This is a genomic window from Planomonospora parontospora (assembly GCA_014647935.1).
In the GTDB taxonomy this organism is placed as follows: Bacteria; Actinomycetota; Actinomycetes; order Streptosporangiales; family Streptosporangiaceae; genus Planomonospora; species Planomonospora parontospora.
On sequence record BMQD01000018.1, the window covers coordinates 36,054 to 59,490 of the forward strand.

Genomic DNA, 23,437 nt, shown 5'->3' on the forward strand with positions numbered 1-23,437 from the left:
GGGAGCGCCGCGGCGCCGCCTGGGCGGCCTCCGGGGACCCTACTCCCAGCGGAACCAGCGGACCGAGATGATCGTGCACCCGGCCGTTTCCGCGGTTCGCCGACTGCAAGGCCGCAGTGCGGGACCGCAAGTTAAGCTTCGAGAAGCCTTAAGTTAGATCACCCGCTCCGGTTGAATCATGAAACTTTCACAGGCGCGGGCGGAGCGGTGTGATCCCGGAGTGGGAGAAAACACAGGTCGGAAAGTGTTCCGGCGGTGACGTCCGGGCCGACGAGGACCACCCACCCGTTGACGCCGGGCCGAGGCATCGGATGTACTCCGCGGAAAGCGCTCACCTGAATCGGTAGAGCGGCCCTGCACGATCATATGTTAGCGCTAACAATTCGCGAGGACGCATCTTCGACCAGTCAAGGAGCCCTGGATGTCCCCCCCATCCCCGGCGCCCGTGCGCGCCAGACCACTCGCCCGCCCGCCGGTGAACCGAGGCGCCGACGCCTCCACCCGGGCCGGCACGGTACGGCGTGCGGTCGCGGTCCTCGCGGCCCTGCTCCTCCTGGGCGTGTTCCTCACCCCCCAGGCGTCTGCCGCCACGGTCGACACCAACGCGTGGTACGTCCTGGTCAACCGCAACAGCGGCAAGGCGCTGGACGTCTACAACCTGGCGACCAGCGACGGCGCCCGCATCACCCAGTGGAGCCGCAACGACGGCAACCAGCAGCAGTGGCAGTTCGTCGACTCCGGCGGCGGCTACTACCGCATCAAGTCCCGCCACTCCGGCAAGGTGCTGGACGTCTACAACTTCTCCACCGCCAACGGCGGCTCGATCGTCCAGTGGACCGACCACAACGGCACCAACCAGCAGTGGCGGCTGGCCGACTCCTCCGATGGCCATGTGCGCCTGGTCAACCGCAACAGCGGCAAGGCCCTGGAGGTGCAGGGGGCCTCCACCGCCGACGGCGGAAACATCGTGCAGTACGACGACTGGGGCGGCGCCAACCAGCAGTGGCAGCTCGTGAAGGTCGGCGGCGGCTCCGGTCCGGGCGGCGACTACACCAACCCGGTCGTCTGGCAGGACTTCGCCGACGGCGACATCATCCGGGTCGGCGACGCCTACTACTACTCGGCCTCGACGATGCACTACTCGCCGGGCGCGCCGATCCTGCGCTCCTACAACCTGGTCGACTGGGAGTACGCCGGGCATTCGGTCCCGAGGCTCGACTTCGGCTCGGGCGCCTACGACCTCAACGGCGGCCGGGCGTACGTGAAGGGCATCTGGGCCTCCACCCTGAACTACCGGCCCAGCAACAGCACCTACTACTGGATGGGCTGCGTCGAGTTCAACCGGACCTATGTGTACACCGCCTCCGCCGTGGACGGCACGTGGACCAAGCGCTCGCAGATCAACAACTGCTACTACGACGCCGGCCTGCTGGTCGACACCGACGACACCATGTACGTCGCCTACGGCAACGGCACCATCAGCGTCGCCCAGCTCTCGGCCGACGGCCTCAGCCAGGTGCGCGCCCAGCAGGTCTTCCAGACCCCCTCGAGCGTCGGCACGCTGGAGGGCGCCCGCTTCTACAAGCGGGGCGGCTACTACTACATCTGGCTCACCCGCCCGGCCAACGGCCAGTACGTGCTCCGCTCCACCTCGCCGTGGGGCCCGTACGAGATGCGCCGGGTCCTGCTCGACATGCCCGGTCCCATCTCCGGCGGCGGCGTCCCGCACCAGGGCGGGCTGGTCCAGACCCAGGCCGGCGACTGGTACTACATGTCGTTCGTCGACGCCTACCCCGGCGGCCGGGTCCCGGCACTCGCACCGATCACCTGGACCGGCGACTGGCCGACCGTCCAGACGGTGAACGGCGGCTGGGGCGTGAACTACCCGCGGCCGAACATCCCGACCAGCCGCACGGTGGCCCCGATGACCGGCCCGGACACCTTCACCTCGAGCGGCCTCGGCCACCGGTGGGAGTGGAACCACAACCCCGACACCGGCCGCTTCTCCACCGGCAACGGCCTGCGCCTGCAGACCGCCACAGTCACGGGCGACCTCTACAACGCCCGCAACACCCTGACCCACCGCATCCAGGGCCCGTCGTCGACCGCGACGATCGAGCTCGACTACTCGCAGATGGCGAACGGCGACCGCGCCGGGCTGGCGATGCTGCGCGACCAGTCGGCCTGGATCGGCGTCAGGCGCGACAACGGTGCGTACCGGGTCGTGATGACCAACGGGCTGACCATGAACGGCTCGTGGCAGACCACCGGCACCGGCACCGAACAGGCGGGCGCGAACATCTCCGGCGGCCGGATCTGGCTCAGGGTCAACGCCGACATCCGCCCGGGGTCGGGCAGACAGGCCCGCTTCTCCTACAGCACCGACGGGACGAACTTCGTCGGCCTCGGCCCGGCCTTCACGTTGAACAACGCCTGGCAGTTCTTCATGGGCTACCGCTTCGGGATCTTCAACTACGCCACCCAGGCCCTCGGCGGCGCCGTGACCGTGCGCCGCTTCGACCTGACCACCCCCTGACCACCACCCCCTGACCGGATCCGCCGTCCGGCCGAGGTCCGGAACACACCCCCCAACGCAGAAAGGCATCCCGGTCGGCCGGCCCCTCGCGGGCGGCACAGCAACACAGCCCTGATGAAATCGGAGCACGAAGTGAGAATCAGACCCCTAGCCATCCTCACGACCATGGCCGCGCTGCTGGCGAGCCTGTTCGTGGCAGCCCAGCCGGCGAACGCGGCCACGGTCGACACCAACGCGTGGTACGTCCTGGTCAACCGCAACAGCGGCAAGGCGCTGGACGTCTACAACCTGGCGACCAACGACGGCGCCCGCATCACCCAGTGGAGCCGTAACAACGGCAACCAGCAGCAGTGGCAGTTCGTCGACTCCGGCGGCGGCTACTACCGCATCAAGTCCCGCCACTCGGGCAAGGTGCTGGACGTCTACAACTTCTCGACCGCCAACGGCGGCTCGATCGTGCAGTGGGCCGACCTGAACGGCGCCAACCAGCAGTGGCGGCTGGCCGACAGTTCGGACGGCCACGTGAGGTTCATCTCGCGGCACAGCAACCGGGCCCTGGAGGTGCAGGGAGCCTCCACCGCCGACGGTGCGAACATCGTCCAGTACGACGACTGGGGCGGCGCCAACCAGCAGTGGCAGCTCGTGAAGGTCGGCGGCGGCGAACCCGACCCGGGCGGCACGTGCAACCTCCCGTCGACGTACCGCTGGACGTCGTCGGGCCCGCTGGCGCAGCCGAGGTCGGGCTGGGTCTCGCTCAAGGACTTCACCGTCGCCCCCTACAACGGCAGGCAGCTCGTCTACGCGACGACGCACGACACGGGCACGCGGTGGGGCTCGATGAACTTCGGCCTGTTCACCAACTGGTCGGAGATGGGCTCGGCCAGCCAGAACGCGATGAACTTCTCCGCCGTCGCGCCCTCGCTCTTCTACTTCGCCCCGAAGAACACCTGGGTGCTCGCCTACCAGTGGGGCAGGACCGCCTTCTCCTACCGGACGTCGAGCGACCCCGCCAACCCGAACGGCTGGTCGTCGGAGCAGACGCTCTTCTCCGGAAGCATCTCCGGCTCCGGAACGGGTCCCATCGACCAGGCGCTCATCGGTGACGGCTCGAACATGTACCTGTTCTTCGCCGGGGACAACGGCAAGATCTACCGGGCCAGCATGCCGATCGGGAACTTCCCCGGCAGCTTCGGCACGGCCTCGACAGTGGTCATGAGCGACACGACGAACAACCTGTTCGAGGCCGTCCAGGTCTACAAGCTCCAGGGCCAGAACCGCTACCTCATGATCGTCGAGGCGATCGGCTCGCAGGGGCGCTACTTCCGCTCGTTCACGGCCACCAGCCTGAACGGTTCGTGGACGCCGCAGGCCGCGACCGAGGGCAACCCCTTCGCCGGCAAGGCCAACAGCGGCGCCACCTGGACCAACGACATCAGCCACGGTGAGCTGATCCGCACCAGCGCCGACCAGACCATGACCGTCGACCCCTGCAACCTGCAGCTGCTCTACCAGGGGCGCAGCCCCAACTCCGGCGGCGACTACGGCCTGCTGCCCTACCGGCCGGGTCTGCTGACACTGCAGCGCTGACGGCGTGACCCGGGTCCGGCTCGGGTGGAGCCGGCGCGGCGGGCTCGGTGGAAGGCCGAGCCCGCCCGGGTCGCACAGGCATACCGGCGCCCGTACGGCGGCGGCGCCTCGTACGGCGGTGCCTCGTACGGCGGCGCCCGTACGGCGGTGGTGCCTCGTGCAGCGACGGCGCCTCGTGCGGCGACGGTGTGCGAGGTCGGGCAACGCTTCCCGGCCCGAGGTCCAACCTCGAAAGGAACGCCATGAGATCTGCACCATTACACCGCCTGGCCTGGATCATGAGCGTGCTCTGCGTCATGACCCTGCTGCCCGCGACACCGGCCGGCGCGGACAACCCGATCGTCCAGACGATCTACACGGCCGACCCCGCACCGCTCGTCCACAACGGCCGCGTCTACCTCTACACCGGTCACGACGAGGACGGCTCCACGTACTTCACGATGCGCGACTGGCGCGTCTACTCCTCGGCCGACATGGCCAACTGGACCGACCACGGCTCGCCCATGAGCCTGGCCACCTTCGCCTGGGCCGACGCCAACGCCTGGGCCGGCCACGTCACCCACCGCAACGGCAGGTTCTACTGGTACGTCCCGGTGCGGAACCGGGCGACCGGCGGCATGGCCATCGGCGTCGCGGTCGGTGACAGCCCGACCGGGCCGTTCCGCGACGCGCTGAACCGCCCGCTGGTCGAGAACAACGAGATCGACCCCAACGTCCTCGTCGACGACGACGGCCAGGCCTACCTGTACTGGGGCAACCCCCGCCTCGCGTACGTACGCCTGAACAGCGACATGGTCTCCTACTCCGGCGGGATCAACTACGTCCAGCTGACCGCTGCGGGGTTCGGCGCGCGCAGCGGCAACCCCGGCCGCCCCACGCTCTACGAGGAGGGGCCCTGGGTCTACAAGCGCAACGGCCTCTACTACAACGTGTTCGCCGCGGAATGCTGCTCGGAGTTCATCGCCTACTCCACGGCCCCCAGCGCCACCGGGCCGTGGACCTACCGGGGGACGGTCATGCCCCGGCAGGGCGGCAGCTTCACCAACCACGCGGGGATCATCGACTACGCCGGGGGGTCGTACTTCTTTTACCACAACGGCGCGCTGCCGGGCGGTGGCGGTTACACCAGGTCGGTGGCCGTGGAGAAGTTCACCTACAACGCCGACGGCACCATCCCGACGATCAACATGACCACCGCCGGCCCGCCTCAGGTCGGCACCCTCGACCCGTTCGTCCGGCAGGAGGCCGAGACCATCGCCTGGTCGTCCGGGGTGGAGACCGAGGCCTCCAGCGAGGGCGGCGTCAACGTCGGCTTCATCGAGAACGGTGACCACATCAAGGTCAAGGGCGTCGCCTTCGGCAGCGGGGCCACCGCCTTCACCGCCCGCGCGGCCTCGGGCACCGCCGGCGGCCGGATCGAGCTGCGGCTCGGCGGCCCCACCGGCACTCTCGTGGGCACCTGCACCGTCAACGGCACCGGCGGCTGGCAGAACTGGACCACGGTCACCTGCCCGGTGTCCGGCGCGACCGGCACCCGTGACCTCTACCTGCGTTTCACGGGTGGCAGCGGCTACCTGCTCAACCTCGACTGGTGGCGCTTCACCGGCGGGGGCGACGGTGGCGGGAACCTCCTGGCCAACGGCACGATGGAGGACGGCACGACCGGCTGGACGAGCTCCGGCGGCACCCTCTCCTCCGCGACCGACGTGGCCCACGGAGGCAGCCGGTCCCTGCTCAACTCCGGCCGCACCTCCGCCTGGCAGGGCCCGCACCAGAACGTGACCGCCCGGCTCACCAACGGCAGGAGCTACACCACCGAGGTCTGGGTCCGCTCGCAGAGCGGCACTCCCAGTGCGAAGGCGACCCTGGCCCTCACCGCGAACGGCACCACGAGCTATCTCCAGCTCACCCCCGCGCAGACGGTCGGCACCGGCGGCTGGACCCGGCTCACCGGCACCGCGACCGTCTCGTGGACCGGGACGCTGACCAACGCCTCCTTCTACGTCGAGACGGCCGCGGGCACCGACGGCCTCTACGTCGACGACGCCTCCTTCCGCTGACGGGAGCCGCGCCGTGGCCGGGCACCGATCACCGCTGACCGCGGCCGCGACCGCGGCCCCCGCCGTCCTGTCCGCCCCGGACCGGCCCCCGCCGGAGACCCGGCCTCCGACCCGCTGAGGAGAGACCTCCATGAGCAGGAAACGAATCCGCGCACTGCTGACCACGGTGGCCCTGGCCGCGGCGCTCACCCCCGCCGCCCAGGCTCAGGCGCTGGAGAACGGCGTGGGCCGTACTCCGCCGATGGGGTGGAACACCTGGAACACCTTCGGCTGCAACATCAACGAGACGCTGATCCGCCAGACCGCCGACGCGATGGTCAGTTCAGGCATGCGCGACCTCGGGTACGAGTACGTCGTCGTCGACGACTGCTGGTTCGACCCGGCCCGCGACTCCGCCGGGAACCTGCGGGCCAATCCGTCGAGGTTCCCGAGCGGCATGAAGGCGCTCGGCGACTACCTGCACGCCCGGGGCCTGAAGTTCGGCCTCTACCAGGCGCCCCTGGACCGTACCTGCGCCCAGTACTTCGGCTCCTATCCGGGCGCCACCGGCAGCCAGGGCCACGAGGCGCAGGACGCCCGGCAGTTCGCCGCCTGGGGCGTCGACTACCTCAAGTACGACTGGTGCTCCCCCACCGGCACCATCGACGACCAGGTCCGCGTCTTCGCGAAGATGCGCGACGCGCTGGCGGCCACCGGCCGGCCGATCCTCTACAGCATCAATCCCAACAGCATCCACGAGAAGACCGGCCCGCGGCGGAACTGGGGCGACGTCGCCAACATCTGGCGCACGACCGAGGACATCACCAACGTCTGGAACTCCGGTCAGACCAACGGCTACCCGATGGGCATCCAGAACATCGTCAACGTCAACGCGCCCCTGTCGGGCTACGCCAAGCCGGGGCAGTTCAACGACCCCGACATGATGGTGGTCGGCCGGGGCGGCATGACGGACACCGAGATGCGCAGCCACTTCGCCCTCTGGGCGGTCATGGCCGCACCGCTGATCGCGGGCAACGACATGCGGAACATGGACTCCGCGACCGCCACGATCATGAAGAACCAGAACCTGATCGCCATCAACCAGGACCCGCTCGGCCTCCAGGCCACCCAGATCAGCAACGACGGCACCCGCCGCATCCTGGCCAAACGGCTGAGCAACGGCGACGTCGCGGTCGCACTGTTCAACCAGGGCGGCGGCACGACGACGATCAGCACCACCGCCTCGGCGATCGGCCTGTCCGGTGGCTCCTTCAGCCTGCGCGAGGCCTGGACGAACGCCCTCACCTCGACCACCGGGGCCATCTCGGCGAGCGTGCCGCCCCACGGCACCGTCGTGTTCCGGGTCAGCGGCGGAACGCCCGCCCCCGTGTCCCGGATCCAGGGTGCGGGGTCGGGAAGATGCCTCGACGTCACCGAAGCCTCCCAGGCCAACGGGACCCGGGTGGGGATCTGGGACTGCCACGGCCAGAGCAACCAGCAGTGGACCTCCACGGCGGCCGGTGAACTGCGCGTCTACGGGAACAAGTGCCTCGACGTGCACGAGAACGGCACCGCCGACGGCACCAGCGTGATCATCTGGGACTGCAACGGCCAGAACAACCAGAAGTGGCGCTTCAACCCCGACGGGAGCATCACCGCCCTCGGCGCGGGCAAGTGCCTGGACGTGCCCGGCAACTCCACGGCCAACGGCACCCGCCTCCAGATCTGGACGTGCAGCGGCGCCGCCAACCAGCGCTGGAACCGCATCTGACGCACCTGCGGTCCGGGCGGTTCCCAGGGAGACCGCCCGGACCGCAGGGTGCGTCAGGCGGCGCCCAGGCTCCATTTCTGGTTGGCGCCGCCGTGGCAGGAGTAGAGCTGGAGGCGGGCGCCGTTGCCCGTCCCGGCGGCGTCCAGGCACAGCCCCGACTGCACGCCGACGATCGTCCCGTCCGGGCCGACGCGCCACTTCTGGTTGGCGCCGCCCCAGCAGGAGTAGAGCTGGATCCTGGCCCCGTTGCCCGTCCCGGCCGCGTCCAGGCACTTGCCGCCGAGAACCCGCAGCTCCTGGGAGGCGGTGAGGGTCCACCGCTGGTTGGCGCCGCCGTGGCAGTCCCAGAGCTGGGGCTGCGTGCCGTCAGCGGTGCTCGAGTTCGGCACGTCCAGGCAGCGCCCGGAGGCGACGCCTCTGATCCGGCCGTCGCCGCCGGGGGTGGCGCTCGGAGTGGGCGTCGGGGTCGGGGTCGGTGTGGGACCGGTGCCGTCGAGCCCGAAGAACCGGATCGCGTGCGCGGCCATGCCGGGATGCGGCAGGTTGTGCCCGGCCCCGCTGACGGTGTAGGCCTCGACCTGGCCGGACCCGTAGACCCTCCGCGTCCAGCCCGACTGCGGGCTGGTGGTCGAGGTGGGCGTCCGGCTCACCCCGTGCACGTCGGTCCACTGGTCGACCTCCTTCTGCAACATGCTGAAGTTCAGCACGTCGTCCGCGGTGCCGTGCCAGGCCATCAACCGGGGTCGGGGACCGGTGTAGCCGGGGTGGGCGTTGCGGACCAGGTCGCCCCACTGCTGCGGTGCCCGGTCGTTGCAACCGGGCGGGCCGAGACAGCCGAAGGGCACGCCGGCGAAGGGGGCGCCCGCCCTGAACACGTCGGGATAGGTGGCGAGCAGGTTGACGGTCTCCATCGCGCCGGAGGAGAAACCGGTGGCGAACACCCTCGCGGGGTCACCGTTGTGGCGCCGCACGACGTAGTCCACCATCGACACGATCGAGACCGGGTCGCTGCCGCCTCCGTGCCGGAGCGCTTCGGCGGACCACACGTCGAAACAGTTCGACAGGCCGTTGGCGCTCTTGTTGGCCTGCGGGTAGATGACGACGAAGCCGTACCGGTCCGCCAGGGACGCGAACTCCGTCTGCTGGTGGAAGTCGGTCGCCCGGCCGTTGCAGCCGTGCATCGCCACCAGGATGCCGGGACGCGCGGCCACGTTGTCGGGCACGTAGAGGTGCATCTGGATGTTGCCGGGGTTCGCTCCGAAGTCGCCGATCCGGGTCAACGTCGCCGCCCTCGCCTTGGGCGCCGCGGCGACGAGACCGGCCAGGACGGTGATCAGCGCAGCGACCACTGCGGCGATCACCGTCCCGGCCCCGATCGGCACCGGCTGGTGCCGTCTCATGATCCGACCTCTCAGCCCCGGTTCCAGGACCACTTCTGGTTGTTGCCGCCCCAGCAGGAGTAGGTCTGCAGCAGGGCGCCGTTAGCGGTGCCGGCGGCGTCGAGGCACTGACCCGACTGGACGTTCACGATCGAGCCGTCCGAGTTGACGCGCCACTTCTGGTTGTTGCCGCCCCAGCAGGAGTAGATCTGCACCTTGGCGCCGTTGCCGGTGCCGGCGGCGTCGAGGCACTTGTTGCCGTAGACGCGGATCTCCTGCGCGGAGGTGTAGGACCACTGCTGGTTGGAGTTGGAGTGGCAGTCCCACAGCTGGACCTGCGTGCCGTCGGTCGTCGTGGCGTTCGGCACGTCCACGCACCGGCCGGAGGCCGTACCCCGGATCTGTCCGGCGTCGCCCGGGTTCGACGTGGGAGTGACGGTCGGCGAGGGGTCCGGGTCCGGGTCCGCACTGTTGAGCGCGTTCAGGACGGAGTTGTACGCGGCCTTCTTGTTGCCGTTGCCGTCGAAGAGCAGCGCGGTGGCGCTGGCGCCGAGCCAGGAGTCGCTGTCGCGGACCCCCCAGACCGTGATGCCGGTACAGCGGGACACCGCCAGGCAGTCGTTGACGACGTTGGCGTACGTGGTGGCCGAGCCGCCCTGGATGTCCAGCTCGGTGATCTGCACGTCGACGCCCAGGGCCGCGAAGCTCTGAATGGTCGTGCGGTAGTTGCTGTTGTAGGGGCTGTTGCTGTTGAAGTGCGACTGCAGGCCGACGCAGTCGATCGGCACGCCGCGCTGCTTGAAGTCGCGGACCATGTTGTAGACGGCCTGGGTCTTGGCCCAGTTCCAGTTGTCGATGTTGTAGTCGTTGTAGCAGAGCTTGGCGGCCGGGTCGGCGGCCCGCGCGGTGCGGAAGGCCACCTCGATCCAGTCGTTGCCGGTCTGCTGGAGGTTGGAGTCGCGCCGGCCGCCGGAGTTGCCGTCGGCGAAGGCCTCGTTGACGACGTCCCAGGCGTAGATCTTGCCCTTGTAGTGCGCCATCACGCCGTTGATGTGGTTGATCATCGCCTGGCGGAGGCTGCTGCCGCGGAGGTTCCGCATCCACTCCGGCTGCTGGGAGTGCCAGGCGAGCGTGTGGCCGCGGACCCGCTTGCCGTTCTGCACCGCCCAGTTGTAGACCCGGTCGCCGTTGCTGAAGTTGAACTGCCCCTGGTTGGGCTGCAGGGCGTCGATCTTCATCTCGTTCTCGGCGGTGATCATGCCGAACTCGCGGTTCGCGATCGAGGTGTAGGTCGAGTCGCCCAGCTTCTGGGCGGCGATGGCCGTGCCGAAGTACCGGCCGCTCTGCTGGGCGGCGGCGTGCAGCGTGTTCTCCGCCGCGTTCGCCGGGGTCGACACCATCAGCGCCGCGCCTACGATGCCCACGGCGCCCACGGCGCCGATGATCCTGCCGAGGGCGCCGAAACGTGCGGATGCGGATGAGGGTAAAGGCTTGCTGTCCATGCCTGACTCCACACTGAAATCACGGAAGGGGGATGTGCGGGAACCCGGTGGACGACGCCGCACCCCTGACTGGAGGTGCACACCACGACGGCGTCATGACCGGCGGCCCTCGCCGATCACCACATCGGGCAGGGCCGACCGCCTCGGAGATCAGTGTGGAAACGTAACCGAAACATGTCAACACCTCAGCGAAAATTTCGGAGCGATCAGTCTGGGGGTTGAGGTTCGGATGCCGGTGTTATGGAGCAGCTTGAGGCCCCAACGGGAGTGATCGGGCAGAAAATTACCGGTGTCTGGCCGTGAAAGTTTCAGGCCGGATCCGCAAGTTGCGGCCACGGAGGCCGACTGTGAGTGGAGCGGCACCCGCCCGGCGCGGCCGGCGCCCGGGGCCGTACCTCTTGACGACATCCGGGTCGGCTGTATTTACTCGCCGCCATCACCACCAAGGACGCGGGGTGTCGAAGGAGGGTCGTACCGCCGGATGATAGCGCTAACATGGCTCCCCGCCCATGGGACGCGCAAGGTCGTCGAGCCTGGGTGACACCACGCGCCCGGGTCGCTCCGTGTCCGCCGCTCCGCCTCCGCACGGGGGCGGGCCGGCCGGGCGGACCGAAAGGGGTGCCGCGGAAAAGGGTCGGCCCCGCGCCGAGGCCGGGGTGTGGATATCCGAACCCCGGATTCGGGTGTCACCACGATCGTCCGGGACGGCGGCCGTGCCGAGAATCGAGGCATGTCACTCTTCGGAAACGAGCAGGTGTACGGTGTCCGGCCGGAAGGCGGTGGCGCCGGCCGGGAGATCCGGGTGCGGGGACTGCGCCGCGAGTTCAAACGCGGCGGCGGCCGGGTGCACGCGCTCCAGGGGGTGGACGTCACCTTCGCCCCCGGCTCGTTCACCGCGGTCATGGGCCCGTCGGGATCCGGCAAGACCACCCTGCTGCAGTGCGTGGCCGGTATGGACCGCCCCACCCGGGGCGCCGTCCACTGGGGCCCGACCGAGATCACCAGGTTGCGGGAGCACAAGCTCGCCCGGCTGCGGCGCTCGACGGTCGGCTTCGTCTTCCAGGCCTACAACCTGATGCCGGCCATGACGGTCGCCGAGAACGTCGTGCTGCCCACCCGCCTGATGGGCGGCCGGGTCGACCGGGCGCGGGTCGGCAGGGTGCTCACCCAGGTCGGCCTGGGCGGCTGCGAGAAGGAGCGGCCGGGCAGGCTCTCCGGCGGGCAGCAGCAGCGGGTGGCGATCGCCCGGGCGCTGTACAACCAGCCGGAGATCCTCTTCGCCGACGAGCCGACGGGCGCCCTCGACCGCAACACCGGCAGGGAGATCCTCCGGCTGCTGCGCGAGGGGGTGGAGGAGCACGGGCGGACCTGCGTCATGGTCACCCACGACCCGCTGGCCGCCAGTTTCGCCGACCGGGTGCTGATGATGACCGACGGCGAGCTGGTGGAGGACCTGACCCGGCCGTCGGCCGCGGTCATCGCGGAGAAACTGGGCGGACTCTCATGATCAAGATGGCCTGGGGTGCTCTGCGCACCCGTCCCGCCTCCTTCGCCGGACTCGCGACGGCGCTGTTCCTGGCGGTGTCCGTGATCACCATGTTCGGGTCGATGGTCGCCGCGGCGACCACGACCGAGGGCGGTTCCGACCTCGCGTTGATCGGCGGTGCGTTCGGCGAGATCGCGATGATCATGGCGATGTTCGTCGCGGTCACCACGCTCGGCTTCGCGATCCGCGGGCAGTACCGCGACCTGGCGCTGCTGCGCACGGTGGCGGCCACGCCGCGGCAGGTGCGCCGGCTCGTCCGTTTCCAGGTCGCCGGCCTGATCCTGCTGGTCTCGCCGCCCGCCTGGGCGGCCGGCGCGGTCGCCGCGCGGAGCTTCCTGTCCGCCCTGGTGGACCGCGGCCTGGCACCGGCCGGCGCCATCGTGCCCGGCAACCCGCTGCCCCCGCTCATCGCCACGCTGGCCACGGTCCTCGTCGGTCTGCTCGCGGCGGTCTTCGCCACCTGGCGGATCTCGCGCGGCACACCGAGCGCGGCGATGGCCGGGACGTCGGCCGAGACGGGCCGGATCGGCTGGTTCCGGACGCTGCTCGGGCTCATCGTCGTCGGCGGGGTGGGGGTGCTGTGCGGTTTCCTGGTCGGCCAGGAGCCGGACGAGGCCGCCCAGGCCGCCCTGCTCGGAGCACTGGCGTCGATGGTCGCGCTGGCCCTGCTCGGGCCGCTGCCGGCCCGGATCGTCGTCACGCTGCTCGGTCTGCCGCTGCGCCTGCTGCGCGGCGGTGAGTCGGGCGGCTGGCTGGCCGCGGTCAACACGCGCGGCCACGCCCACCGGCTGTCCTCCGCGGTCGTGCCGATCGCACTGCTGGTCGGCCTGTCGACCACGTTCATGGTGATCACCGACACGATGCGCCACCACATGGCCGGCGTGCTGCCGGACGCGGTGTCGGACGACGACGTCTGGCTGCGCGGCGTGGAGGTGGCGATGCTCGCCCTGTTCGGGACGGTGGCGACGCTCAACACGCTGATCTCGCTCACCACGGCCCGCAAGCGGGAGTACGCGCTGCTCACCCTGATCGGCGCGACGAAGCGGCAGCTCGTCCGGATGCTCGCGGCCGAGTCGGTGCTGACCGCGCTGACCGGCGTCGTGCTCGGTGTCGCCATCGCCGCCCCGGTCAGCATCGCGTTCGCACTGTCACTGACCGACGACCCGGTACCGTACGTCTCCATGGGCGACTACGCACCGATCCTCATCGGCGCGGTGCTCCTCGCGGTGACCGCGGAGATGGTCGCCGGTCTGCGGACCATCGCACTCGACCCGGCCACCACGGTGACGGCGCCGTGACCGGCGGGGCCGGCACGCCGACGCCCGCCGGGACCGCGGCCCCGGCGGACGGTCTCCCCGTCCCGCGGTCCCGGACGGCGCGGTCCCGGGTGGCGCGGTCGTGGCCGCGGCTGCGCGCAGGCGAGGTCGCGTTCGCCCTCGCGGGTTTTCCGGTCGCACTGCTCGGCCTGGCCGCCGTACTGCTGGGCACGTACGCCGGAGCCCTGCTCGCCCTGACCGTCGTCGGGCTTCCCGTCATCGCCGGCGAACTGCGGGCCGCCCGGCTCACCGGGCGGTTGCACCGAGGACTGCTGCGCTCGCTGCTGGACGTCCGGATCGAGGCGCCGGCCGGCATCGCGGCGTCACCGACCGCGGTCGCCTGGGTCCGGGCCGGTCTCGCCGATCCGGCCGGCTGGCGCACCGTGGGCTACCTGTTCGTCCGCTTCCCGCTCGCGGTGCTCGGCCTGCTGGCCGCGGCGGGCCTGCCGGCCCTGGGCGGCCTGATGATCGGGATGAGCGTCTGGCTGCTGACGACCCAGCCCGTGGGCCGGCCGCCGGCGTGGCTGACCGGCCTGGCCGTCCCGGCCGGGCTCCTGGTCCTGCTGGCGGTGCCCTGGGCGGTACGGGGCACCACCCTGCTGAACGTGTGGGCGGCGCGGCAGCTGCTCGGGCCCAGCCGCGCCCAGCGGGAGCTGACCGATCTGCGCCGGGCGCGCAGCACCGCCATCGCCGAGCACACCCGCAGCCTGCGCCGGATCGAACAGGATCTGCACGACGGCACCCAGGCCCAGCTGGTGGCGATCGCGATCACGCTGGCCCTGGTCGCCGACTCGGTGGACCCGCAGGACGAGCGGGTGCGGAAGCTCGTCGGCCGCGCCCGCGAGCAGACCGACCACACCATCGCCGAGTTGCGCCGACTGGTCCACGGCATCGATCCCACCGCCCTGCAGGACGGCCTGCCCGCGGCCCTCCGGGCCCTCGGCGAGGACGCGGCACTGCCGGTCGAACTCTCCCTGCGGATGCCCGAACGGGCGCAGCCCGGGATCGAGCGCGTGGCCTACTTCTGCGTCGTCGAGCTGCTCACCAACGTGGTCAAGCACAGCGGGGCGAGTGAGGTACGGCTCGACGCGTCGGCCGAGGGCGGCCTGCTGCGGATCGCGGTGACCGACGACGGCCGGGGCGGCGCGGAGATGGGCACCGGTACGGGTCTGGCCGGGCTGCGGGAACGGCTCGCCTCGGTCGACGGCACGCTGACCGTCGACAGCCCGCCCGGCGGTCCCACCCGGGTCGAGATCAGGTTGCCGACGAGCCTCTGAGCCGGGCTCCGGCGCTCATCCGGGCCGGGACCAGGCCGGTGGCGAGCATCCGAGCCGTGCTCAGGCATCCATCCAGGCGGAAGTGAGGTCGCCGGCGGGCGGCTGAGCCGGGCTCAGGCACCCACCTCGGTCAGATAGGTGACGACGGCCTTGACCCGGCGGTTGTCGGTGTCGGTCGACGGCAGCTCGAACTTGCCGAAGATCGCTGCGGCGTGCTTCTCCACCGCCCGCTCGGTGACCACCAGTCGCGCCGCGATCGACCTGTTCGAGTAGCCCTGCGCCATCAGCTCGAGCACCTGCCGCTCCCGGCCGGTGAGCCGGTCCAGGCGCCGGCGGCCGCCGCGCATCATCTTGTCGACGATCTCCGGGTCGAGCGCGGTGCCTCCGGTGGCGACGCGGTGCAGCGCGTCGACGAACTGCGAGACGGCCGCCACCCGCTCCTTGAGCAGGTATCCGGCGCCGTGCGCGCCGGTCGCCAGCAGCCTGGTGGCCCACGCCGGCTCGGCGTGCTGGGAGAAGACCAGCACACCGAGATCCGGATGATCGGCACGCAGTCTTTCGGCGGCCCGGATGCCCTCGTCGGTGAAGGAGGGCGGCATGCGGATGTCCACGATCACCACGTCCGGCCGATGGGCGCGCACCGCGTCGTGGAGGCCCTCCGGGGTGCCGGTCGTGGCGACGACCTCGCAGCCGCGCCCGGTCAGCAGCTCCACCATGCCGTCGCGCAGGATGACGTGGTCTTCGGCGATGACCACTCGCAAGGGCCGGTTCTCCTCCACGAGCACATGATGGCACGCGGCGAATACGCGAGGAACCCGGCGAGGCCCGCACCCGCGCGGAGCGGGTGGGGCGGGGGCATTCCACAGCACGCGCGCATACTGTAGATTATGTATGAAAAGTATGAAAAGTGTGAACGAGCTAGTACGGAGTCGGATTGACGCCACCACCACCAGGGAAGCTCGCCGGGACGGCGAAAGTCGGAGACCGCGGCCAGATCGTCATCCCGAAGGACATGCGGGACATGTTCGGGATTGTTCCCGGAGACACGCTGCTGCTGCTGGCGGACGTGGAACGCGGGATCGCGGTGCTGCGCAACGACGACTTCGTCCACCTCGCCGAGACCGTGCTCGACGCCCGCAAGGACAGGAGGGACGATGAGTGAGGACGCCGTACCGACCGCGGTGGAGGATCCTCGGCGAGGCCGTGCACCATGGCATCTGTGGGTCGTCGGATTGTTCATGCTCGCGCTCTACATCGGCGGCGCGCGGGACTACGCGCTCACACTCACGCTGAACCCGGGCTACTTGGCCGCTCAGGGCTACGCGGAGCCTCAGATCGGCTACTTCGCCGACTATCCGTTCGGTCTCGGCGTCCTCTGGACCCTCAACATCGCCGGAGGTCTCGCCTCGGCGGCGGCTTCGCTCCTGCGCTCCCGCCGGGCGGTGCCGCTGGCTCTGACGACCGCGCTGGCCCAGCTGGTGCTGCTGATCCTCACGTTCGCCTTCCGGGACCGGTGGGACATCCTTGGACCGTCGATGAGCCTGTTCGACATCGGGGTAGGCGTCTTGTCCCTCGCGTTCTGGTGGTATTGCCGCGTGATGCTGAACCGAACCGTTCTGCGGTGACGGGGCGGAGGGCGCGGTCCTGAGCCTCCGGCTTCGTCGGAGGCTCAGGACCGCGCCCTCCCGGCACCGGTCGGGGTTCGTCATCCTCGCGGGCCGAAGCCCGTCATGAGGACGTGGACGGCGATGAGGACGACGGTCCAGATCACGGCGCGCCGGGTCGGTGCGGGGCCGTTGCGCAGCAGCGAGACGCCCAGGGGGATGAAGGCCAGGCACAGGCCGCCCACGGCGATGAAGGACTGCGGCTCGGTGCCCTTGAGGGGGCCCAGGGCCAGCGCCGACATCAGTCCCAGGGCGACGGAGCGGCCCAGGCCCAGGGCGCCGGAGCGGTAGGCGCCGATGGCCAGCACGATCCAGCCGAAGAAGGCCGGTCCGGACATGGTCTTGAACGGGTGCCACAGGGTCTCGCGCCAGGCGTCGTAGTAGCCGGTGACGCCCTCCAGCATGGTGGACAGGCCCAGGACGTCGGTCAGGTGGAAGGACATATGGTCGATGCCGAACTGGAAGGTCCGGGTGAACAGGCCGATCATCACCAGGCAGCCGCCCCACATGCCCCACAGCGGGTTGGTGACGGAGATCCGCTGGGCCAGCGTCATGACCGCCGGCCACAGCAGCACGAATCCGAGGGCGAAGCAGGTGTAGGCGGCGGTGATGAGAGTGGGGTGCTGGCTGTAGGCGCGCAGCTGGTAGGGGACGAAGTAGTAGAACTCCGAGCGCAGCAGGGTCCCGGCCAGGATCAGGGTGGGGCCGGCGATCAGCGAGATGCCGCTGATCCATCGGCCGGGAAACGCCGGCCGGCGGTCCAGGTCGGCGGCGGAGTTGGCGGCCCTGCGGTCCGCGCCGGCCTGTCGCCATCCGGTGATGCGCCCGCGAAGATCGGTGGTCATGGGGTGCCGTCCCTTTTTCTCGTCCGTGTCGGTGCGCCCTGCCCGGTGCGGCGGGGCACATGAGAATGGTGCGGTTCGGGACGGGGTTCGCGCGTCTGGCCGGGGTCGCATATCGACGGGCGGGCCCGGGCGGGTGGTGCGACCCCGGACAGAGGCGTATATCCGACCGTGGTCAGATGCCGTACGGCCTGCCGGGCGGTAACGTCGCTCACGGGCTCGCGCCGGGCCGCCGAGCGGCCTCGGCGCTGCCGATCTCGTGGAACAACCGCACGCTCCGGTTCCTGTAGGAGCCGGCGTCGGCGCCGGAGGCGGCCTCACCGAGCGTGCGGAGGACGCGGGCCTCGCCCAGCCGATGGCCGGTCTGACGGTGGATCTCCAGAGCGGTCCGGGCCTGCCGTACCGCCTCGGGACGGTCTCCCGCGGCCAGCGCGATGTCGGCGAGCGCGGTGCGGGCGAGCCCCTCCATCAGGCGGAAGGACCGCTCGCGGGCGAGCCGCAGAGCCTGCTCGGCGAAGGAGACGGCCTCGGCCGCGTCGAGGCCGCGGGTCGCGTTCGCCAGCCCGATGAGAGCGGCGGTCTTCTCGAACACGTGGGTCTCGTCGGCCAGCTCCACCGCCCGGCGATAGTGCTCGGCGGCCTGGACGTGGCGGCCGGTGCTGTGGGCGAGCCTGCCCAGCGCGTTGTACGCGATCGCCTCGAAGTAGGGGTCGGCGATGTCGCGGCTGCGCAGCAGCGCCCGTTCCCCGTGGGCCAGAGCCGCCTCGTACCGGCCCAGGTCGCAGTGGACCTCGGCGAGGTAGGCCAGGGAGTGCAGCTCGACGGCGTGGGACCCGGCCTTCTCGGACAGCGAGAGCGCCCGGCCGAGATGTCGGAGCGCGTCGTCGAACCTCCCCTGCAGATAGCAGACCTCTCCGAGGTTGAGCGCGGTCATGCCGTCGGTGTCCGGGTGGAGTTCGAGGCCCCGGTTGAGGTGGCTGAGCGCGGAGTCCAGCCGGCCCATCTGCGCGTACACCTGGGCGAGGTTGATGTGCTTGATGCCCAGCATGCCCGACCGGCCGGCTTCCTCGTCCAGCTCGATGCCCTCGGCCAGCCAACGGGCCGCGTCGTCCAGCCGCCCGGCGCGCAGGTAGTAGCCGGCGATGTTGTTCCGGATGGCGGCGGTGCCCTCCGTCCAGCCGCCCCGGTCGGCGAGCGAGCTGGCCCTGGTGAACAACGAGAGCGCGTCGTGCCGTCCCTGGAACGCGTGCGCGTTCGCCAGGGTCAGCATGGCCGCGGCCATGCCCGGCACGTCTCCCTCCTCCTCCGCGGCCGTCACCGCCGCCTGCGCGCACGAGAGCCAGTCGCTCATGCTCCCGCTGGCCCAGAAATGGCTGCGCATCGCGTCGGTGAGGAGCCAGGCCGCCTGCCGCGGGCCGGATCGGGCCGCATGGTGGACGGCGGCGACGAGGTTGCGGTGCTCTGCGGCCAGCCATCTCGCCGCCGAGGCCGGATCGGCGAACGAGGCGGGCGTCACGCCCTCGGACGTCGCGCCCGGCGGAAGCTTGACCCAGTGGGGATGGCCCTGCTCGACGGCCGCCCGGACGCTCAGCAGATACCAGTCGTAGAGGCGCTGCCGGGCCTTCGCGGCATCGTCCGGGCGCTCCTCCTCGGCGGTGCGTTCCGCGGCGTACAACCGCAGCAGGTCGTGGAAGCGGTAACGGCCGGGCTCGTACCGGTCGACCAGGTGCGCGCTGGCCAACCGGGTGAGTTCCCGCCTGGTCTCGGCCGCGCCGGACCCGCTGAGGGCCGCGGCCGCGTCGAGGGTGAAGTCCACCCCGGGTACGAGGCTGATCAGCCGGAACAGCCGTGCCGCCCGCGGCGGCAGCGCGGCGTAGGAGAGGGCGAACGCCGCCTCCACCGCCGTGCTCCTGGTGTCGTCGATCGCCAGCTCGGCGATCCGGTCGCCTGCACGGAGCGCCGTGAGGTACTCCTGCACCGTGCCGTAGACGCCCCGGCTGATGTTCGCCGCCGCGATCCGCAACGCGAGCGGCAGCCGGGCGCACAGCCGGGCGAGTTCGCCCAGCAGCTCCGGTGACGCATCGTGGGTGCCCGCACCGAGCAGCCGCGTCAGCAGGGCCACGGCCTCTCCGTCGTCGAGCACGTCCAGCTCGACGATCAGAGCGTCGCCGTGGACCTTCAACCCGGACAGGTCGTTGCGGCTGGTGACGACGACCGCGCTGTGGCGGTTGGCCGGAAGGAGGGGGCGGACCTGGTCGGGGCCGGTCACGTTGTCGAGCACCAGCAGCAGCCGGCGGTCCGCCGTCATGGTGCGGAACAGGGAGATCCGGGCGTCGACGTCGAGCGGGACGTTCGCCGGCGGCACCCCGAGGGCCGTCAGGAAGCTGCTCAACGCGTCGGCGGCCGTTTTGGCGGCGCTGTCGGAGTAACCGTGCAGGTTGTAGAAGAGCTGGCCGTCGGGGAAGCGGTGGCGCACGCGGTGGGACCAGTGCACGGCGAGCGAGGTCTTGCCGACGCCGGCCGTACCGCTGATCACCGACAGCCCGGCCGCGGCGGGACGGGTGTCCGCAGCGGTCAGATGGTCGTTCAGCCGGCTGATCTGCCGCTCGCGGCCGGTGAAGGTGGCGATGTCGGCGGGGAGTTCGGCCGGAACGGCATCGGGGCGGAGACCGGAAGGGGGAGGGACGGACGCCTGCGCCGCGGCCTCCTGACCGAGGGCCCTGGTGTGGGCGTCCTGCAGTTCGGGGCCCGGCTCGATGCCGAGGTCGTCCCTGAGCCGGTCACGGAGGTCGCCGAAGGCGCGCAGCGCCGCGGCCCGCTGCCCGGACGCGGCCAGCGCCAGCACGATCCGCGCGTTCAGCCCCTCGTGCAGCGGTTCGGCGGGGAGGAGCTCGCGGAGCCGCTCCAGCGCGGCCTGATGGTGCCCGTGCCCCAGGGCCAGATCGGCGTGGTCCAGGACCGCGGCGAGGCGTTGCTGGGACACGGCGACGGCGACCGGGTGGTGGAGCGCGTGCGGGGCGAGGTCGGCCAGCGGCTGCCCCCGCCACAGCGACAGCGCCTCCTCGTAGGCTCGTTCGGCGTCCTCGGTCTCGCCCGCGTCGCGGTGGGCCGCCGCCCGCGCCACCAGGTCGGTGAAGTCCAGCAGATCGCTCTGACCGCTCGCCAAGGCGAGGCGGTAGCCCGCGCCGGTGCGGCTGATCAGCTCCTCGCCCGCGCCGGCGCCGCCGAGGAACCTCCGCAGGCGTGACACATGGGTGTGCACCAGATCCGGGTAGGTGGCGGGGATCTCCTCCCCCCAGAGGAAGTCGACGATCTCCGTATGGGTGACGACGCGATCGGCCTGGAGCGCGAGCAGGCCCAGGAGGCGGCGCTGCATCGGGGGCCTCAGGTCGGCGGCGCGCCCGAGCACGCGGACGGTCAGCGGTCCCAGGAGTTCGATCCGCAGCGCCGGGTCCCCGGGGTGCCGGGGCAGGCCCTCGACGGCCTCCCGGAGCGGGCCGGGCCCGGGAGCCTCCTGGAGCAGGTCGAGCTCGGCGGCGGACAGGCCGGCCGCCTCGATCAGCCTGCGTACGGAGCGGGCGTGCGGGCGCCGGACCGCACCCTGTTCGATGTCGCGCAGCGTCCGGACGCCGACGCCGGCACGACCGGCGAGCTCCCGCTGGGTGACGCCGGCTCTCCTCCGGTACGCGAGCAGCAGCTCACCCAACGTCATGGTGCCTCCCCTGACACATGATCCCCGTCGATTCGACAAGCTACTGCGTCACCGCCGGTGAGGTCTTCCGGTTTCTGCCGGTAGTGGCGACTTCTGCCGGTACACCCCTGATTGAGCGGCATCAGCGCAGGTGACGTCGTCCGGACGACGTCCAGCCTCCGGCCATCCGGCCCTCGTACGCTCGGTGCGTCGAAAGGCTGTAGTCCACGGCATCAGTCCACGGCAGCAGCGGAGACTCCGCTCCATTCGGAAGGAACGACCCGTGACCGCAACCGCGCGAAGAGGGCGGTCTGGCTCAGGCCGATGCCGGCTGGAGAAAGGCCGTCACACACCGAACCACCCGTCCGTCCATCCGGTCGCCCCTTTCCGGTCCGTGGCCGCCTTCGCCACCGACGGGGTGAGCTCGTTCGGGGTGAGCGCGGTGAGCAACGTGTTCGCCGACCGGTCCCACCTGGGACTGCCCTCCTTCGGCTTCACCGTCTGCGCCGACGGACGCGGTGCCCTCCGCACCGATCTCGGCCACCTCATGGAGGTGGGGCACGGGCCCGAGGCCATGAGCACCGCCGATCTGGTCATCGTGCTGCCCACCGACGGCAGACCGCTCACCCTGCGCGAACCGGTCGCCGACGCGATCCGCGACGCCCACAGGCGGGGGGCGATCGTCGCCGCCTACGGCACGGGATCGTTCCTGCTGACCGGGACCGGCCTGCTCGACGGCCGCCGCGCCACCACCGACTGGCGCCTGGTGGCCGACCTGGCCGGGAGGCACCCCCGGGTCACGGTGGAACCGGAGGCCCTGTACGTCGACGAGGGACGCCTGGTGACCGGTGCCGGAGCGGCGGCGGGCATCGACATGTGCCTGCACCTCCTGCGTCGCGAGCACGGCACGGCCGTCGCGAACGCCGTCGCGAGGGAGGCGATGGTCGCGCCGCGCCGGGAGAGCGGAGAGGTCCACTACGTCCCCGCCGTCCCCGCCCCGCCGGACGCCCGGGCCGCGGGCGGGCCCCGGGCCGACGACGCACGCATGGACGACGTCCTGCGCTGGTCACGGACCCGGCTCCACCAGGCCATGTCGGTGGACGACCTGGCCAGGCACGCGCTGATGAGCCCGCGCACCTTCGCCCGCCGCTTCCGGGAGGTCACCGGGACCACACCCCACGCCTGGCTGCGTGACCAGCGGCTCGACCGGGCCGAAGAACTACTGGAGACCACCGACCTGTCGATCCAGGAGATCGCAGACCGCGTGGGCTTCCGTTCCGACGGCGTCCTGCGCGATCACTTCGTCAAACGGCACGGTGTCCCTCCCCGCGACTACCGGCGGGACTTCGGCAGGCGCCGGGAACCGGTCACTCGTCACGCGGCTGACGGGCGGCCTCCGCGGTGACGCGCTCGATGGCCTGGACGGCGACATCGGGCTGGTCGAGGTAGATGTGGTGCCCGCTGGCGGCGGCCGTGCTCAGCCTGCTGCCGGGGGACAGCGCGAGCCACCTGCGCTGGCCCGCGGACCATGCCTTCTCCAGGCGCGGCCCGTACTCGGGGACGGCCGCGAGGTACTGCTCGCCGTGCTGGATCACCTCCACCGGGATGTTCCCGGCGGAACGGACCTCGCCGTCGGTGATGACGAGCTTCTCCGGGTTCTCGCCCCGGAAGAACGCGAGGTTCTGCGCGCGCAGCTCGGCCGCCGGGCCCTTGGCGGATTCGGGGATCGCCTTCGTGATGTCGGCGGCCATCGTGGACGGGGTGGCGTCCATCAGGACCAGCCCGCTGACCCTGTCCCGGTGGTCGGGGGCGTACCTGGCGGCGATCAGCCCGCCCAGCGAGTGGCCGGCCAGGACGACCGGGCCGTCACCGGCGACGCGGTCGAGCACCCCGGTCAGGATCTTCCCGGTGCCGGCGAAGTCCTGCGGGCCGTCCGGCCGGTCGCTGGCGCCCGCGCCGAGCCGGTCGTAGGAGCAGACCCGGTTCCGCTTCGCCAGCGTCTCCTGGAGGGCGGCCAGCTTGTCCAGCCCGTCGCCCGCCCCGTGCATCAGGACGATGACCGGCCCGCCTTCCGCCGGGTCGCCGGAACAGGACACGTTCACCGACCGGCCCGCGACGTCGATCTTCTCGGTCCCGGAGACCGGGGTCGCATCGGCCGTCCGCGTGGCGGAGGCGAAGGGGTCCCAGTTCTCCACCGCGTCGCCGCCGCAGGCGGTGACCCCCGCGCCGAGTGCGGCGCAGCACAGCGCGGCCGCGACGGATGTCCTGATCCTGCGAAGCATGAGGT

At 71.0% G+C, this 23,437-nt stretch carries 16 protein-coding genes; 10 read left to right on the forward strand and 6 right to left on the reverse strand.

The annotated features are described in order from the left end of the window. The first annotated feature begins 421 nt into the window (after positions 1 to 421). The 4 genes from IEZ07_RS25455 to IEZ07_RS25470 all read left to right on the forward strand — a co-directional run bounded on the left by IEZ07_RS25455 (position 422) and on the right by IEZ07_RS25470 (position 7,933). Positions 422 to 2,536: an RICIN domain-containing protein gene (locus tag IEZ07_RS25455; RefSeq protein WP_191897055.1), complete on the forward strand. Its 2,115-nt coding sequence runs from the start codon at positions 422 to 424 to the stop codon at positions 2,534 to 2,536. A gap of 165 nt (positions 2,537 to 2,701) precedes the next feature. Next, entirely contained in the window at positions 2,702 to 4,123 is a 1,422-nt protein-coding gene (locus IEZ07_RS25460) for a non-reducing end alpha-L-arabinofuranosidase family hydrolase (protein WP_204054560.1), read from the forward strand. A 242-nt stretch (positions 4,124 to 4,365) separates the two neighbouring features. Further along, a complete protein-coding gene (locus tag IEZ07_RS25465) occupies positions 4,366 to 6,183 on the forward strand; it encodes a family 43 glycosylhydrolase (RefSeq protein ID WP_191897057.1) in 1,818 nt (605 codons plus the stop codon). Between the two features lie 130 nt (positions 6,184 to 6,313). Beyond that, entirely contained in the window at positions 6,314 to 7,933 is a 1,620-nt protein-coding gene (locus IEZ07_RS25470; protein ID WP_191897058.1) for a glycoside hydrolase family 27 protein, read from the forward strand. A 53-nt stretch (positions 7,934 to 7,986) separates the two neighbouring features. Here IEZ07_RS25470 and IEZ07_RS25475 read toward each other — a convergent pair whose 3' ends face one another. Both IEZ07_RS25475 and IEZ07_RS25480 read right to left on the reverse strand, forming a co-directional pair. After that, positions 7,987 to 9,333: an extracellular catalytic domain type 1 short-chain-length polyhydroxyalkanoate depolymerase gene (locus IEZ07_RS25475; protein ID WP_191897059.1), complete on the reverse strand. Its 1,347-nt coding sequence runs from the start codon at positions 9,331 to 9,333 to the stop codon at positions 7,987 to 7,989. An 11-nt stretch (positions 9,334 to 9,344) separates the two neighbouring features. Continuing rightward, on the reverse strand, positions 9,345 to 10,736 hold the full coding sequence (locus IEZ07_RS25480) for an endo-1,4-beta-xylanase (RefSeq protein ID WP_301549349.1): 1,392 nt from the start codon (positions 10,734 to 10,736) through the stop codon (positions 9,345 to 9,347). An 808-nt stretch (positions 10,737 to 11,544) separates the two neighbouring features. Between IEZ07_RS25480 and IEZ07_RS25485 the strand changes: the two genes are divergently transcribed. Genes IEZ07_RS25485 through IEZ07_RS25495 form a run of 3 tightly spaced genes read left to right on the forward strand, consistent with a single transcriptional unit; the run spans position 11,545 to position 14,953 of the window. Beyond that, positions 11,545 to 12,321 carry an ABC transporter ATP-binding protein gene (locus tag IEZ07_RS25485; RefSeq protein WP_191897061.1) on the forward strand — a complete coding sequence of 259 codons (777 nt, stop codon included), beginning with the start codon at positions 11,545 to 11,547 and terminating at the stop codon, positions 12,319 to 12,321. A gap of 5 nt (positions 12,322 to 12,326) precedes the next feature. Beyond that, positions 12,327 to 13,658, forward strand: a complete 1,332-nt coding sequence (locus tag IEZ07_RS25490; protein ID WP_204054557.1) for an FtsX-like permease family protein — start codon at positions 12,327 to 12,329, stop codon at positions 13,656 to 13,658. Beyond that, complete coding sequence (locus tag IEZ07_RS25495) at positions 13,655 to 14,953, forward strand: sensor histidine kinase (protein ID WP_204054556.1); 1,299 nt, start codon at positions 13,655 to 13,657, stop codon at positions 14,951 to 14,953. Before IEZ07_RS25490 ends, IEZ07_RS25495 begins: the two co-directional genes overlap by 4 nt. 113 nt (positions 14,954 to 15,066) lie before the next feature. Here IEZ07_RS25495 and IEZ07_RS25500 read toward each other — a convergent pair whose 3' ends face one another. Further along, positions 15,067 to 15,708: a response regulator transcription factor gene (locus IEZ07_RS25500; protein WP_191897132.1), complete on the reverse strand. Its 642-nt coding sequence runs from the start codon at positions 15,706 to 15,708 to the stop codon at positions 15,067 to 15,069. Positions 15,709 to 15,887: 179 nt separating this feature from the next. Here IEZ07_RS25500 and IEZ07_RS36445 point away from each other — a divergent pair, with 179 nt between their 5' ends. Continuing rightward, complete coding sequence (locus tag IEZ07_RS36445) at positions 15,888 to 16,115, forward strand: AbrB/MazE/SpoVT family DNA-binding domain-containing protein (RefSeq protein ID WP_191897063.1); 228 nt, start codon at positions 15,888 to 15,890, stop codon at positions 16,113 to 16,115. Positions 16,116 to 16,191: 76 nt separating this feature from the next. Beyond that, entirely contained in the window at positions 16,192 to 16,578 is a 387-nt protein-coding gene (locus IEZ07_RS25510) for a hypothetical protein (RefSeq protein WP_191897064.1), read from the forward strand. Positions 16,579 to 16,658: 80 nt separating this feature from the next. On the opposite strand, the gene IEZ07_RS25515 is transcribed toward IEZ07_RS25510, so the two are convergent. Together IEZ07_RS25515 and IEZ07_RS25520 are read right to left on the reverse strand one after the other, a co-directional pair. After that, complete coding sequence (locus IEZ07_RS25515) at positions 16,659 to 17,462, reverse strand: hypothetical protein (protein WP_204054553.1); 804 nt, start codon at positions 17,460 to 17,462, stop codon at positions 16,659 to 16,661. A gap of 208 nt (positions 17,463 to 17,670) precedes the next feature. Beyond that, positions 17,671 to 21,171: a tetratricopeptide repeat protein gene (locus IEZ07_RS25520; protein WP_191897065.1), complete on the reverse strand. Its 3,501-nt coding sequence runs from the start codon at positions 21,169 to 21,171 to the stop codon at positions 17,671 to 17,673. A 373-nt stretch (positions 21,172 to 21,544) separates the two neighbouring features. Here IEZ07_RS25520 and IEZ07_RS25525 point away from each other — a divergent pair, with 373 nt between their 5' ends. Then, positions 21,545 to 22,555 (forward strand): GlxA family transcriptional regulator, encoded by a 1,011-nt coding sequence (locus tag IEZ07_RS25525; RefSeq protein WP_204054552.1) that lies wholly within the window; start codon positions 21,545 to 21,547, stop codon positions 22,553 to 22,555. On the opposite strand, the gene IEZ07_RS25530 is transcribed toward IEZ07_RS25525, so the two are convergent. Then, a complete protein-coding gene (locus tag IEZ07_RS25530; RefSeq protein ID WP_191897066.1) occupies positions 22,518 to 23,432 on the reverse strand; it encodes an alpha/beta fold hydrolase in 915 nt (304 codons plus the stop codon). The two genes, IEZ07_RS25525 and IEZ07_RS25530, sit on opposite strands and share 38 nt — an antisense overlap. Between the last annotated feature and the right edge of the window lie 5 nt (positions 23,433 to 23,437).

Bases quoted from the DNA above. Each gene is read 5' to 3' on its own strand.
- IEZ07_RS25455 (WP_191897055.1), top strand. From the start codon at position 422: ATGTCCCCCCCATCCCCGGCGCCCGTGCGCGCCAGACCACTCGCCCGC.
- IEZ07_RS25460 (WP_204054560.1), top strand. From the start codon at position 2,702: ATGGCCGCGCTGCTGGCGAGCCTGTTCGTGGCAGCCCAGCCGGCGAAC.
- IEZ07_RS25465 (WP_191897057.1), top strand. From the start codon at position 4,366: ATGAGATCTGCACCATTACACCGCCTGGCCTGGATCATGAGCGTGCTC.
- IEZ07_RS25470 (WP_191897058.1), top strand. From the start codon at position 6,314: ATGAGCAGGAAACGAATCCGCGCACTGCTGACCACGGTGGCCCTGGCC.
- IEZ07_RS25475 (WP_191897059.1), bottom strand. From the start codon at position 9,333: ATGAGACGGCACCAGCCGGTGCCGATCGGGGCCGGGACGGTGATCGCC.
- IEZ07_RS25485 (WP_191897061.1), top strand. From the start codon at position 11,545: ATGTCACTCTTCGGAAACGAGCAGGTGTACGGTGTCCGGCCGGAAGGC.
- IEZ07_RS25490 (WP_204054557.1), top strand. From the start codon at position 12,327: ATGGCCTGGGGTGCTCTGCGCACCCGTCCCGCCTCCTTCGCCGGACTC.
- IEZ07_RS25510 (WP_191897064.1), top strand. From the start codon at position 16,192: ATGCTCGCGCTCTACATCGGCGGCGCGCGGGACTACGCGCTCACACTC.
- IEZ07_RS25515 (WP_204054553.1), bottom strand. From the start codon at position 17,462: ATGACCACCGATCTTCGCGGGCGCATCACCGGATGGCGACAGGCCGGC.
- IEZ07_RS25520 (WP_191897065.1), bottom strand. From the start codon at position 21,171: ATGACGTTGGGTGAGCTGCTGCTCGCGTACCGGAGGAGAGCCGGCGTC.
- IEZ07_RS25530 (WP_191897066.1), bottom strand. From the start codon at position 23,432: ATGCTTCGCAGGATCAGGACATCCGTCGCGGCCGCGCTGTGCTGCGCC.